Annotated in this window: 11 protein-coding genes and 1 pseudogene; 4 read left to right on the top strand and 8 right to left on the bottom strand. The window is 52.2% G+C overall.

The features are described 5' to 3' along the window. Positions 1–5: 5 nt before the first annotated feature. Both NST04_RS16135 and NST04_RS16130 read right to left on the bottom strand, forming a co-directional pair. Entirely contained in the window at positions 6–1,172 is a 1,167-nt protein-coding gene (locus NST04_RS16135) for a small-conductance mechanosensitive channel (RefSeq protein WP_341185056.1), read from the bottom strand. 163 nt (positions 1,173–1,335) lie between these two features. Further along, complete coding sequence (locus NST04_RS16130) at positions 1,336–1,797, bottom strand: GNAT family N-acetyltransferase (protein WP_341185055.1); 462 nt, start codon at positions 1,795–1,797, stop codon at positions 1,336–1,338. Between the two features lie 179 nt (positions 1,798–1,976). On the opposite strand from NST04_RS16130, the pseudogene NST04_RS16125 reads away from it, so the two are divergent. The 4 genes and pseudogenes from NST04_RS16125 to NST04_RS16110 form a co-directional block, all read left to right on the top strand. After that, positions 1,977–3,206 (top strand): annotated as a pseudogene (locus NST04_RS16125) (collagen-like protein); the annotation flags it as partial. Positions 3,207–3,736: 530 nt separating this feature from the next. Further along, positions 3,737–5,434 carry a collagen-like protein gene (locus NST04_RS16120; protein WP_341185053.1) on the top strand — a complete coding sequence of 566 codons (1,698 nt, stop codon included), beginning with the start codon at positions 3,737–3,739 and terminating at the stop codon, positions 5,432–5,434. A 321-nt stretch (positions 5,435–5,755) separates the two neighbouring features. After that, positions 5,756–6,181 (top strand): VOC family protein, encoded by a 426-nt coding sequence (locus NST04_RS16115; protein ID WP_341185052.1) that lies wholly within the window; start codon positions 5,756–5,758, stop codon positions 6,179–6,181. Positions 6,182–6,396: 215 nt separating this feature from the next. Beyond that, positions 6,397–6,801 (top strand): CBS domain-containing protein, encoded by a 405-nt coding sequence (locus tag NST04_RS16110; RefSeq protein WP_036700824.1) that lies wholly within the window; start codon positions 6,397–6,399, stop codon positions 6,799–6,801. Positions 6,802–6,891: 90 nt separating this feature from the next. Here NST04_RS16110 and map read toward each other — a convergent pair whose 3' ends face one another. The 6 genes from map to NST04_RS34025 all read right to left on the bottom strand — a co-directional run bounded on the left by map (position 6,892) and on the right by NST04_RS34025 (position 14,099). Then, entirely contained in the window at positions 6,892–7,638 is a 747-nt protein-coding gene (map, locus tag NST04_RS16105) for a type I methionyl aminopeptidase (RefSeq protein WP_036733023.1), read from the bottom strand. A 240-nt stretch (positions 7,639–7,878) separates the two neighbouring features. Continuing rightward, positions 7,879–9,594 carry an assimilatory sulfite reductase (NADPH) hemoprotein subunit gene (cysI, locus tag NST04_RS16100; RefSeq protein WP_341185051.1) on the bottom strand — a complete coding sequence of 572 codons (1,716 nt, stop codon included), beginning with the start codon at positions 9,592–9,594 and terminating at the stop codon, positions 7,879–7,881. Between the two features lie 33 nt (positions 9,595–9,627). Beyond that, entirely contained in the window at positions 9,628–11,478 is a 1,851-nt protein-coding gene (locus NST04_RS16095; protein WP_341185263.1) for an assimilatory sulfite reductase (NADPH) flavoprotein subunit, read from the bottom strand. 250 nt (positions 11,479–11,728) lie between these two features. Beyond that, positions 11,729–12,193, bottom strand: a complete 465-nt coding sequence (gene lspA, locus NST04_RS16090; protein ID WP_341185050.1) for a signal peptidase II — start codon at positions 12,191–12,193, stop codon at positions 11,729–11,731. A 210-nt stretch (positions 12,194–12,403) separates the two neighbouring features. Next, positions 12,404–13,378 (bottom strand): aldo/keto reductase, encoded by a 975-nt coding sequence (locus tag NST04_RS16085; protein ID WP_341185049.1) that lies wholly within the window; start codon positions 13,376–13,378, stop codon positions 12,404–12,406. 523 nt (positions 13,379–13,901) lie between these two features. Beyond that, positions 13,902–14,099, bottom strand: coding sequence for an IS66 family transposase (locus NST04_RS34025; RefSeq protein WP_445667785.1), 198 nt, complete (start codon positions 14,097–14,099; stop codon positions 13,902–13,904). Positions 14,100–14,528 lie beyond the last annotated feature (429 nt).

Below are 14,528 nucleotides of genomic sequence, written 5' to 3'. Positions count from 1 at the left end.
CACCTTTAGCCTTGTTCTCCCGTAATCTCAATATCGGCATCGAATTTAAATACATAGGCAGCGATCAGCCAGATAATCCAGCAGTTTAGCCCAAAGAACAGATAACCGAAATAGCCCAGAACCGGCATCTCGGAGAAAATATGGAATTTGTCCAGATACGGCACCGAGTATTTCCAGTAATTCGGATTGGTAGGGGCATCGTCATGGAACCACTCACTGCCAAAGTTCCAGAACTCCCAGAAGAAGCCGTTGAACACCGTAGCCAGTCCCACCAGAATGACCTTGGACCAGTCTCCGTTCTTCACCGGGGTGAAGGGAGTCCAGTAACCGGCAAGCGCCATCGCTGCGGACAGCATCGGAACCAGCGCAACCCACAGCACCCAGAACAGCAGGTACGGATAATAGCCCATGCCGAAGGCCAGGATCAGCCCGAGAATATAATAGATGATCAGCCACATGCGTGATACGTTCAGCTTAGGCCCATGACTATAACGGTTGCGGAACAGACGGAAGGTCTTGAGGAGTAAGTACCATTCGAAGATGGCCGGAAGAACGGTGGTGTAGGATAAGGAGAACCAGAACACATTGCCGAAGTTAGAGAAGACTTCATTATTAGGATAATACCAATTCTCCAGCACGAAGAAATTCAGGTATTCAAAAGCAAACCAGCTGAAGCAGGACACCACTGCGAGCAGCTGCATTACATGGGGCTTGCGCGAGATGATTGAAGCTCCGTGATTTCTCCGGTAGACCAGCCCGTCCAGAATCAGAATAAAGGACCACCAGAGGGGAACAAACGTGTAATGCTCCAGAGAGATAAACAGCTTAACCCGTGCCCACATCAGGAACCAGCTAAGCGCAAGGACCGGCAGGCTCCACCAGAACCAGACCGGGAAAGGGGTGGCTTGCCCCGCCTTCCTGGGTGCCTCTTCCGTCTTCTTGAAGCCGAACCAGCGGGGGAATACCAGCACCAGTGTGATAACCAGGGCCACGACGCAGGCAAGCGAGAAATAGAGCAGGCTGAATCTGGGGTCTGCTTCAACCTTCTGGGCCGGGAAGTCCCCGTAACCCAGGGGCAGCCCCTTCCATTTTGCCAGACTGCCGAGTAACGGGAGCAGAAAGATCAGTCCGAAGGTAACGATCAAGAATGCTGTCTTTTTCCATGTTTTCATTGCGCAAACCCCCGCGTATGTATGTAGTTGAAAAGTCGAATTTTGTTGATATTCGCTAATATTCGATAACACTCCAGTTTATTCCTGCTGGCCGCACACAAAAAAATGCCCCACCGTCTACTTCTTTGACGTATGGGGCATCTGCGCAAGGCTGCGGGGCCCGCTATCCCTTCAAATCCAGCTTCATGCTCAGTGAACGTATCCCGTGCTCTTCTTCCTCTTCACCAAGCGATACGAATCCCTGGGAGGCATAGAAGCCAATAGAATTCGGAGAAGAGTTCACCGTGATCTGCTTGCTTCCTCCCGCTCTCATCCGGTCAACCGCATGCCACATCAACATCTTGCCGATTCCGGTTCCCTTATACGCATTCTTCACGAACAGCAGAGAGATATGCTGATGATTGCGCAGCTCTATGATTCCTGTAACCTCTTCCCCGCTAAGCGCGATGGAGATCTCGTGATCCTCCTGCATCCGCCTGACAATGGCGGCAAGCTCAATGTACCTGTAGAATTCTATAACACCCTGCGCCGAATAATTGGCGGCAATATGTATATCAAACGCTTCACGGATCAAGGGGGTGATCAGCTTCTCCTCACCCGGCTGCAACTGTCTGATCACTGTCATATGCATTTCTCCTTTAATGTGACTGGCCAGCGACAACTCTATAATAATAGCATAATTCAGGGAAATTTGCCCATTAGTAGTTGAATCCATAAAGTCTGCTTAAATGAATGATATGCCTAACACTACAACCAGTAAACAAGAATAGAGTGATTGTATCTTATATAAAAGGAGGGGTTATATTGTCACAGCCTAATCTGCCCAATATCACGCCAACGATCACTTTATCTCGAGATGACGTGCTCAACCTGTTATTTTCTTCCATTGCAATGGAAGAGTTGGGCTTAGCTCATATTATTAATGCCCAAGGGGAAAACATCCAATTTGCCTTGGGTACACTTCCGGGGATCACACCTGCTACGTTGGGTGAGGTTCTTCAGATAAACAGCAGTGCTCAGTCTATGCTCGATTCCGTATTCCGCACCGAAATGATGTTGGATTCAAAACTCAACTCCGCTTCTGAAATTCCTTCATTAATCGGACCCACAGGAGCCACGGGGGTAACCGGCGCTGCCGGTGCAGTAAGTAGCGTCAATGGATTGACGGGCGATGTTGTGTTGAGTACAGAGGCTGGTGTCTTTCCGATCAGTAACGATGAACCATCAACCCAAGATTTGAACCAATTAATCACTGCTGGGGTGTATAGCTCGGGAGATCCAAATGTAGGAGCGCCGCTTCATGGTCCATTAGGAGTTGACCATCCGCCGTCATGGACGATTTATGTCTCCCAGGTAGGGCCTTATATCCAGCAGTTGTACATTTCCAACCTGGCAATATATTACCGCAGCAGTCCAGACAGTGGCCTGAGTTGGTCAGATTGGCAAGAAATCGGTGCTCGTGGGCCAACCGGAACCACCGGGGACACTGGGGCCACCGGAGCCACTAGTGTCACCGGAGCTACCGGTGCTACCGGCATTACCGGCGCTACCGGTGAGACGGGGGCTACTGGCGTAACCGGGGCTACTGGTTTGACAGGGGCGACTGGCGTAACCGGGGAGACCGGGGTGACGGGGGCGACCGGCCTCACCGGAGCCACTGGCGTTACCGGAGCTACGGGCGTAACTGGCGCGACCGGTGACACTGGGGCTACCGGACTCACTGGGGCGACCGGCGTCACTGGGGAGACCGGGGTAACGGGGGCGACCGGCATTACTGGCGCTACCGGTGTCACTGGGGAGACCGGCGCCACTGGCGTCACCGGCCTCACTGGGGCTACTGGTTTGACAGGGGCTACCGGCCTCACCGGGGAGACCGGAGTGACGGGGGCTACCGGCCTCACCGGAGCCACTGGCGTCACCGGGGCTACTGGCGTCACCGGGGCTACTGGCGTCACCGGAGCTACTGGTTTGACAGGGGCCACTGGCGTCACTGGAGCTACCGGCGTTACGGGGGCTACCGGTGTCACCGGGCCTATTATTGTAACTAACAATGCGATGTTTGAGCCCGCAACGGCTACAGTACCTTCGACCTTAACACCTATTGTATTTCAAGAAATTTTTAATAATGGCAGCGGAATTCAACTTGGCGTGCCCGCAAGCAATATCATGGTGTTCCCAAACAGCTTATATTATGTTTCGTTTACCATAACTATTGCGCTCTCTGATGAAACAAACAATGTAACCAGTTCTGAAATTATAGTTAGATTGAACGGTAATGTGCAGCCTATAACGGTCACCGGACAAAAAAATGGCGGGGCCGGGGCTACTGTGTTTTTCTCTCTGGAAGGAAATGGTTTTCTTCAAACCGGCGCCACTGACAATACCATGACTCTCGAAGCTACTTATTCTCTAAGCGCCGGTACGGGAACTTATGTTACGGATCGGTCCAACCTGAGTATTATCAGGTTCCGTTAAACGAACAGATTCCGCTTTTTGCAGAGGATTAAGGGATGAACAAGGGGGCAAAAGCCCCCTGCCCATTTTGTAGTAAAGGAGGGGATCACTTGTCAAGTCCGAACCTGCCCAATATCACCCCAACGATATCCATATCGCGGGACGATGTGATCAGTCTTTTATTTTCCTCTATTGCCATGGAGGAATTAGGACTGGCGCATATTCTCAATGCTGAAGGAGAGAAGATTCAATTTGCAATCGGCACACTTCCGGGAACCACTCCCGCTACACTTGCCGAGTTAGGTCAGGTCAGTGACAGTACTCAAGCCATATTTAAAAAAATTATCCGCCATGAAATGTTGCTGGACTCCAAGCTGCAGACAGTTGCAGACATTCAACCGGTTGTTGGTCCTGCTGGATCTGTCGGAGCTCCTGGAGCAGAGGGTGGAGCACTTAGTGTCAATGGATTAACCGGAGACGTGGTGCTCGGTGTAACAGCCGGTGTTTTTCCAATCAGCAATGATGAACCATCGACCAACGATCTAAATGAATTTAGGACTGCTGGCGTATACAGCAGCTCGGGAACCCCCGCCGATCCGGCTGGCCCGGTGAATGGTCCTCTAGGAGTCGCACACCCTTCGGTATGGACGATTTACGTGTCACGTGTTGGTGATTATGTACAACAGCTGTATTTTTCCGATTCGGCTTTATACTATCGCAGCAGTCAGGACGGCGGGGTGACTTATCCCGCAGGGTGGATCCCAGTTGGGGTGCAAGGTGCAACCGGGGTGACTGGGCCTGGTGTAACCGGAGCAACAGGCGCCACTGGCAACACAGGAGTGACGGGTGCCATGGGCATGACGGGCGCAACCTTGGGCACAGGTGCCACGGGGATCACCGGCGCCACTGGCGTGACCGGTGCTACCGGCGTGACGGGTGCCACAGGAAACACTGGCGCTACCGGAGTGACCGGCGCGACGGGCGTCACCGGCGAGACCGGGCTTACTGGTGAGATCACAGGCATGACGGGCTTGACGGGTCTGACAGGTGCCACTGGCCTAACTGGCGCGACTGGGGGTACCGGTGAAGTCACGGGCATGACGGGCGCGACCGGGCTTACCGGTGAGGTGACAGGCATGACGGGCTTGACGGGTGTGACGGGTGCTACGGGTGTAACTGGCGCAACCGGGCTTACCGGTGAGGTCACGGGCATGACGGGCGCGACCGGGGTAACTGGCGCAACAGGCGTGACAGGCGCAACAGGTTCAACTGGTGAGGTCACGGGTATGACGGGCTTAACCGGGCTTACCGGCGTGACGGGCGTAACCGGCGCGACAGGCGTAACCGGTGAGACGGGCCCGACGGGCCCCGTGGCCAACAATGCCAATTTTCACCCTTCGGGTCCAGTAACAGCAACGCCTACAAATATTACATTTGTACAAAATTTTATTAATGGCTCAGGTATCTCCCTTGTGAACAGCGGCCAAGGTATTCAATTGCTACCCAATAGCTTCTACTTCGTTTCTTTTAATTTGAGAATTCGGATAAGCAATGGTAGTATCCCCGTTGTTGCTTCTCAAATATTGGTTTACCTCGACGGCGTTCAACAAAATATAAGTACTGGTACGCAGAGAAATGCAGGTGGCGGTGGTTTAGCTGCCTTCACCCAGGAATCCAGCGGTTTAATCCAGACTGGCGCCGGCCCTAATCCAACGTTAACCTTGACGGCTTCTATCACTCTTGCTTCAGGCACAGCCGAGTTTAATCCCCCTACTTGGTCAAACTTGAGCATTTATCAGGTCCTGTAATTCAATCGTAATGAGGCAGGAGCAATAAGAGCAGATGTCCTTAGGAAGCTCTCCTTTTCAAAAGCATCTCAGGATATGTTCGTTCTTCCTCTGGAAGGGCGGCATATCCTTTTTTGGTATGGCCTCGTAACCACAGCATAAACGCAGCATTTTAAAGTTGTAACCTGATTTTTGATGCGCTTACAAGCTGTTCTAGCATCCACCGGCTTCTCCAAGGTGATGATGGCACAGCCTGCCCCGAATATTTGTGAATGCACAGGCGCATGATACAATGGGACCGTAACGTCCTTGCCTTAATTTAACACTAGAGGAGTGACAGATGTGGCAATCAATGTGTATTTGAATTTCAATGGCAATACCCGCAAGGCTGTAGAATATTACGCTGAAGTGTTCGGGACCGAGCCTCCGCATATCATGACCTTCGGCGAGGCTCCGCCCGATCCGTCCCATCCTGTACCGGAAGAAGCCAAACATCTTGTCATGCACGCCAATCTGATGATTGCCGGCAGCCCGGTCATGTTCTCTGATGTATTCCCCGGCATGCCGTTCACGGAAGGGAATAATATCAGCCTAACGGTGAGCGATACCGATGAAGAGAAGATTCGTCTCTGGTTCAACAAGCTGAAAGAAGGCGGAACTGTACACATGGAGCTGCAGGAGACCTTCTGGAGCCAGGCCTACGGGAACCTGAAGGACAAGTTCGGCATTCACTGGCAGCTTAGCCATGATAACGGCCAGAACGCCTGACTCCCTTAGGTAGTTTACTTTTCACAAAAGCAGCTCAGGATATGACGGTTCTTCCCCTGGAAGGACAGCATATCCTTTTTTCTGTGGCCTCATCTCCGCAGCGTAAACGCAACATTTCAAAGTTGTAACCTGATTTTTAATGCGCTTACATCCTGTTCTATGTTTTAATTGTAATAACGTTATGTATTTCATCCTACTGTAAAGGAGACTAACTTATGGAAATATCCTCATTTTTGCTGCCCAAGGATCAGGTTGCATTCATCACCTCCTCGATCTCTATGCGGGAAGCGCTGGATCAGCTGGAGAATCATTATTATTCGGCCATTCCGATTATTGACGATGCCGGGAAATATGTTGGGACCTTGTCGGAGGGCGATCTGCTATGGAAGCTGAAGAATACCGATGGTCTGAGCTTCGCGAATATGAACGAGGTGACCGTTGGCTCCATTCAGCGTCATGTGCATAACGAGAGCGTAGAAATCCACGCGCAGATGGAGGATATGCTGACCCTGGCAGCAGACCAGAACTTCGTCCCGGTAGTGGACGACAGCGGAATCTTCCTCGGCATCATCCGCCGCAAGGATATCATCGAGTATTACACACGGAATATTACCGATTAACTCAGCTGCAGCTGCAGCAAAGGCAGGACTGTCCTCCATGGACGGCCCTGCCTTTGCTGCGTGATGCGGGTCTTTAACCCCTTAATTCTTCTATAGCTCTGTCAAAATAATCGTGCCCTGCGGGGTGACCGCCAGCGTATGCTCATACTGGGCCGACAAACCTCCGTCAATGGTGCGCGCAGTCCACCCGTCTGCATCCACCTTGGTCCGGTAGCTGCCGGTATTGAGCATAGGCTCGATGGTGAACACCATGCCTTCCTTAATCCGCGGGCCTTTGCCGGCCGGGCCGTAATGAGGCACTTCAGGTGCTTCGTGCATCTCGGAACCAATCCCGTGACCAATGAAGTCCCGGACGACGGAATAACCGTTAGATTCGGCATATACCTGAATAGCATGCGCTACGTCGCCTATGCGGTTGCCGGCTACCGCCTGCTCTATGCCTTTGAACAGGGATTCCTTGGTTGTCGCCAGCAGCTTCTCCGCCTGCTCACTAATTGTACCCACCCCGTAGGACCAGGCTGAATCCGCCAGCCAGCCGTTCAGGTTGACTACCATATCAATCGTTACAATATCTCCATCCTTCAGCTCCTCATGCTTCGGGAAGCCATGGCAGATGACATCATTCACAGATGCGCAGGTGGCATACGGATAACCGTGATAGCCTTTTTGCTCTGGGGTTGCTCCCTGGGAGAGGATGAACTTCTCGGCAAACTGGTCGATCTCCCAGGTCGTAATTCCCGGCTTGATCAACCCGGCAATCTGCCGGTGGCATTCCGCCAGGATTTTACCGGCTGCCCGCATTTTCTCAATCTCTTCCATCGATTTCATAATGATCATTCAATTCGCCTCTTCTGTACAGAATCCATTACTCACTATATATAATGGCTCTTAGTTATAATGGTGTATTGCTACTCTATATTATGAAAGAAAACCGCCGAAAATCCAAATAAACAAACAAAATAAACCTGTCTCCCGCAAAAACACCAGAAAACAGGCTCATGATTTGCATTCCCTTGATGGCTAATCTGTACAAGTTATTGTTAACTACGGCATATGCAGACCGCCAGGCATTAGCCGTCAGTCGTGGAAATTGAGACCCGAAGTAACGGCCTTGACATATCCGCTGCGGATCACATAATCGCCGAAGTGTTCACCAGCAGCGCGTTCCTTGGCATAACCATGAATAATCGGCTCTAGAGTGGCCAGAATCTCCTGCTCATCAATGTTCTCCTTGTACAGCTTGTTCAGCCGGTCTCCGGTAAAGCCTGCACCCAGGTACATATTATATCTGCCCGGACCTTTGCCGATAAAAGCAATCTCGCCCAGCGCCGGTCTGGCACAGCCGTTAGGGCAGCCGGTCATACGGATGATAATCTCTTCATTACGCAGCCCGGCTTCATCTATGATAACCTCCAGCTTATCCAGCAGATACGGCAGATAACGCTCCGCTTCCGCCATAGCCAGCCCGCAGGTCGGCAGTGCTACACAGGACATCGCACTTCTGCGCAGTGCAGAATGATGGGCCCCGTCCGTCAGCCCGTACTGCTTGGCAAGCTCTGTAATCTTGCGTTTCTTCGCCTGGGTCACTCCGCCGATGATCAGATTCTGGTTCGGGGTCAGCCGAAAGTCTCCGCTGTGAATTTTGGCAATCTCGCGCAGGCCGGTCATCAGCGGGTAGCCCTCCTGATCCTGAATCCGGCCGCTCTGGATATAGAGCGTCAGGTTCCATTTGCCGTCCATCCCCTTCACCCAGCCATATCGGTCGCCATTATGATCAAAGTGATAGTCGCGCGCCGGCTCCAGCGTCCAGCCCAACCGTTCGTGCAGCTCTCCCTTGAACCACTCCAGCCCGTGCCGGTCGATCGTGTACTTGAAGCGGGCGTTCTTGCGCACCGAACGGTTGCCGTAATCACGCTGGATCGTAACCGTCTTCTCGGCGAGATCAATCATCTGCTCCGGACGGCAGAAGCCGATAATCCGTCCCAATTGGGGATACGTATTCGTATCGCCATGCGTCATTCCCATACCGCCGCCGACTGATACGTTGAAGCCGGCCAGCTTGCCGTCCTCCAGAATGGCGATGAAGCCCAGATCCTGGGAGAATACATCCACATCATTGGACGGAGGCACCGCCAACCCAATCTTGAATTTGCGGGGCAGGTAGACCGGGCCGTAGATCGGCTCAACCACCTTACTGTCCACAACCTTTTCGCCGTCCAGCCAAATCTCATGATACGCACGGGTACGCGGGGCAAGATGATCGCTGATTTTGTTGGCCCACTCTTGAACCTCAGCATGAACCTCCGACTGATACGGGTTCGGGCCGCTCATCACATTACGGTTAACGTCTCCGCAGGCCGCAAGCGTGGTCATCAGGGTATCGTTGATCGTTCTAATCGTCTTCTTGAGGTTCCACTTCAGCACCCCATGCATCTGAAAAGCCTGCCGCGTCGTCAGGCGCAGTGTCCCATTGCCGTACTTGTGAGCCAGTTCATCCATGACCAGCCACTGTGCAGCAGACGCCACACCGCCGGGCGCTACTACCCGCAGCATGAACTGGAAAGCCGGCTCCAGCTTGGAGCGTTCCCGCTCACTTCGCAGATCGCGGTCATCCTGCATGTAGCTGCCGTGGAATTTCAGCAGCCGGTTGTCATCCTCCGGCAGCCCTCCTGTAATCGGATTGCTGAGGGTCTCGACAAGCGCTCCGCGCAGATAATTGCTCTCCAGCTTAATATGTTCAACATCACTCGGCGGACCGCCAATCGGCTTCACCACTGGTTCATTGTTTGCCATTGCTGATTCTCTCCTCTTCCGCTTAAGTCCCGCTTAATAGACATCCCGCTGATAACGCTGCTCCTGTTGAAGCTTCTCCAGATAGGCGGCAGCCGCTTCCGGGCTTAGTCCGCCTTCCTCCTGGATCACTGTAAGCAGTGCAGAATGCACATCGTGGGCCATATGCTTCTCATCGCCGCATACGTAGACATGCGCCCCTTCCTGCAGCCAGCGGTACAGCTCCTTGCTCTGCTCCAGAATACGGTGCTGTACATACACTTTCTCCTCAGTGTCGCGTGAGAAGGCCACATCCAGCCTGCTGAGGACACCGTCTTTCAGCATCCGCTGCCAATCCGTCTGGTAGAGGAAGTCTGTAACGAAATGACGGTCTCCATAGAACAGCCAGCTTGGACCCTCAGCGCCCTGCTCCTCGCGCTCCTCCAGGAAGGAACGGAACGGGGCAACGCCTGTGCCCGGACCGATCATAATTACCGGTACACTGGAATCAGCGGGCAGCTTGAAGTTCGGATTGTTCTGGATATATACCGGCAGGGTGGCACCCGGCTGTACACGCTCAGCACAGTGTACCGAGCAAACGCCATAACGCTCACGGCCATGTGACTCATACCGTACAGCCCGCACCGTGAAGTGTACTTCGTCCGGGTTGGCATTATAGCTGCTGGCAATGGAATACAACCGGGCCGGAAGCTTGCGCAGGATGGTCACGAAGATGCCGGCCGGAGCATTCCAGGGTCCAAAGTCTTGAATAAGATCCAGCAGATCACGGCCCTGTATATACTCCTTCAGCTCCTGCTGCCGCCCGGGGGTCAGAAGTTCCTTAAGGGCAGGTGCGGAGGTAAGCCCAGCAGCTTGTTCCAGGAGGGGCTTGGTCAGCACCGTAATTTCGTAATGCCGCAGCAACGCCTCCTGTAGCGTGCCTTCTTCCCCCTTCTTATTCAGCGGAACACGTTCATCCGCATCCCAGCCCATAGCGGCAATGATCTCTTCTACCAGCTGCGGGTGGTTCTCGGGATAGACGCCAAGCGAATCCCCCGGCTCAAAGGTAATATTCGATCCGGCAAGCGACAGCTCCAGATGGCGGGTCTCACGGTCTGAGCCACGGCCGTTCAGATTCAGATTCTCCAGTACTTCGGCATGGAAAGGATGATTTCGGGAATATTCGGATTCCAGCGACTCTGCGCTCTCAGCAGCCTGAACCGCTGCATCCGCAATTCCTGAAGCATTCTGTGCGCCGTTAAGTGCGCTGATGACCTGACCGAACCACTCGGCCACCGGTTCATCGTAATCGAGGTCGCAATCTACACGCGGGCTTAACCGCTGTGCACCCAGCTCCTCCAGCTTCTGATCGAAGTCTTTGCCCGTCTGGCAAAAGAATTCATAGGAGGTATCGCCTAACGCGAGTACTGAGAAGCGCAAGCCTGGAAGCTGCGGTGCTCTTTTGCTGTAGAGGAATTCATGGAAGGCACGGGCATTATCCGGCGGTTCCCCCTCGCCATGGGTGCTGACCAGCAGCAGCAGGTTCTCTGTCTTCTTCAGTCCATTCGGCTTGAAGCTGTTCATTGCCGACACTGTGACCTTAAATCCCTGCTCCTCCAGCTTGCGGGAGAGGCTCACCGCGAGCCGCTGGCAGTTGCCGGTCTGGGAGCCGAACAATACCGTCACTTCACGCGAGGCTTGCTGCGGAGCGGCTGTTGCCGACTCTGCTATTACTGCTGGAGCAGCGGATACTGCTTGGATGCTTGATCCCTGATTGCCCTGCAGCGACACGGCAGATAAATACCCGCTCAACCATACCTGCTGCGAAGGGGTCAGCGTGGGCAGCAGCTGGTTCAGCAGCTCTGCCTGGTTCTCATTAAAAGGACTGTTCGTAACTTGTAGTTGCAACAATATCGACCTCTCCTTAGCATGCAATCTTCTTTCCTCTTAATATCATGAACTCAGGCTAACACAATACCGGCAAACGATCAACGAATCTTATAACAGCCATCTTGTTCTTAAAAAGGTAAATAGTTGCATAAAATGCACAAAACCCGGCTAAATCACAGTAAAACGCTCTGATTTAGCCGGGTTCATTACTAATTATGATAAGTTGCATTAGATAAAATGATAGAACGGAGTGCTATGGAGCTGGAATTTATAACGGTCTGCGGGCTGCTGGTTGCCGGAAATGGTCTACAAGCAGGTACACCAGGATCAGAAGGCCTCCGGCATTGATCGCCAGATCGGCCAGATTCATAATCCCGCCCCTGTCCCCGAAGACCAGGAAATCTGTCACCTGGTGATAGAGTACCCGGTCGATGGCATTACCGATGGCCCCGCCTACCAGGAAACCGCTGGCGGCTTCGAGCAAAGGTCCGCGGATTTTGCCCTGGCGCCGGTAATAGAAGATGGCTGCTACAAAAATCACGGCAACAATCGCAAAATACTTGCCAAACCCCTGAAATGAGCTAAAGGCAGCGCCGCTGTTCTCATAGTATTCAAACCGCAAATGCGGCGTCCAGGAAGGAAGGATCTCCCCAAGCTCCATATGGGTACGCACTATCCATTTCGTTGCCTGATCAAGCATCAGCACGAGGACAGCTATCAGATAAAAAAGCATCGGCAGTTCCCCTATCTTCTCTAGTTGTTCAACTCACAGGATCAGTCTACCACATTTATCTGGATACTTACAAAAATATAGCCGGACCATCCCATCAGGGACAGTCCGGCCGTTATTGGTTAGATGATTCCGTATCATACAGCTGCTGCGGGATATGCCGGGTTCCAAACCCTGCTTACCATAGGTATGGTTAACAGTCGTTGACTTTGCTTACCAGGCATACGCTTCCGGTGCCGGCTTGCCCGGTCCAGGGAAGATCTCGTCCAGCTTCTTCAGCGTGGACTCATCCAGCGTGATCTCGGTCACCCGCAGGGAGTCCGCGAACTGCTCCATCGTACGCGGCCCGATAATTGGTGCGGTCACAGCCGGATTCGCCAGTACCCAGGCCAGAGCGACCTGATCTTCATGCTCACCCAGCTCTTTGCAGAGCGCGGAGAACTGCTCCAGCTGGCTGCGGTGCTGCTCCAGCTTGGCTGAACGGGCGCTGCGCACCCCGGTCTTGGCGAGTGCATTGCGGCCCAACAGGCCTCCGGCCAGCGGACTCCATGGAATGACACCCAGGCCCAGCTCCTGTGAGGCCGGCAGCACTTCCAGCTCCGGCGTCCGTTCCAGCAGGTTGTAGAGATGCTGTTCAGAGACAAGGCCGAGGAAATGGCGCTCCTTCGCCTTTGCCTGGGCAGCAGCAATATGCCAGCCCGCGAAGTTGCTGGAGCCGATATAGTCGGCTTTACCTTGAGACACGAGGATCTCGAATGCTCCCCACAGCTCGTCCCACGATACGTTCCGGTCGATATGATGCATCTGATATAGTTCAATATGATCGGTCTGCAGGCGCCGCAGCGAGCCTTCGAAATGCCGTCTGATCTTGTAGGCAGACAAGCCTGAGCCGGAATTGGGACCGTCCTGCTCGTCGAACATGTCATTGTAGACCTTGGTGGCCAGCACTACCTTCTCGCGCCGTCCGCCACCCTGCTGAAACCAGCGGCCGATAATTTCCTCTGTCCAGCCCCGCCGGTCCTGGCCGCCGTACACATTCGCCGTATCGAAGAAATTAATTCCCGCATCGAGGGCCGCATCCATAATTCTGAAGGCTTCCTTCTCCTCCGTCTCCGGTCCGAAATTCATCGTCCCCAGACACAACTGGCTGACCTTTAACCCCGATTTACCCAAATAACTGTACTTCATCGCAATTCCTCCCTTTCACTCCTGCTAGATTGGCTGCTTCATATTCACTATAAACCTTAGAGTCCACTCTAAAGCAAGTTTTCCTGGGATACGAACAAGTTCACGCTATGTAAATTGTACTTGTAAGTTTTTCGTACCGGGATGAGTGACTCCAAAGAATGTTTGGCCCTCCAGCCGCTGTTGTCCCCAGATTTCTTAATTTAAACCCCTATCTGCGGTAGAAATCCGGTGACTGCTTATGCTTCCGAAGCTAGCTTTCCTACGGAAAGCTTTCAGGCGGACGCTAACGCTCCTACAGTTCCAAAATTCTCTTCCGTCACGTTTTCCCTCTCTGTCCATTCCCCAAGTTCATTTTACATAACGCCACATAACGCCTAAATAAAATTCTACTTCTCACCGGCATATTGCTTATGTTCGGGTTTTTCGTTACTACTTAGTTCACTTCAAAACAGGGTTATCAGAAAAAGCAAGAGATAGAGAGGAGAGGAAAGGACTTGAAGTTGTTGTTTAATGTATGTGGATACTACGCTCCGTAATCGGGCAAACCAAAGCGCAACGCCTTCTGTTCGAAAGGAACGTAGACTTTCTGCTTCACCTTGACCATTCGGACATCACTATCGGCTTGGTTATTATCAATCGGAATGTGGGGATACCAAAGAAACGAGAGGATCGCCTTTTGTGAACTAAAAAAACGTTCTCCCAGGTTGAGAGGACACTGCAAAACTAGCCTTTCTTAGAAAAGAAATATATTCATCAAAATGACTACAAGGAACTTTCAAGGAAATTCTCATAAAAAAACAATAGGGAGCGAGGATTAACTACCCTCAGCTACAACAACGGACAGGTTTCTATGTTATTGAGGTTTGCGGGGTAATTTTACACTCGATCTGGTTAGGTGAGGTATCCTCATTCCAGCAACAATCAATTACGGAGACCCTGTATGCCGTTGTTACCTATAATAGAAACAATCAGGAAGTAGTTCAACAATTATTGTATATTACGAAGTACCTCTTCTCAATATCAGGATCAATTTGAACAAATGAAACACATAATTAAATCCAAAGTTTAAAGTGTTATACGTGTAAAATGTCATAGCATCCTAAAATTTTAACGATGAACTATTCTCCTAAAGTAAGTAATCAGTAAATAA

The sequence above is a fragment of the Paenibacillus sp. FSL H7-0756 genome (genome assembly GCF_038006765.1).
In the GTDB taxonomy this organism is placed as follows: Bacteria; Bacillota; Bacilli; order Paenibacillales; family Paenibacillaceae; genus Paenibacillus_AQ.
This window is presented reverse-complemented; position numbering and strand designations above follow the sequence as displayed.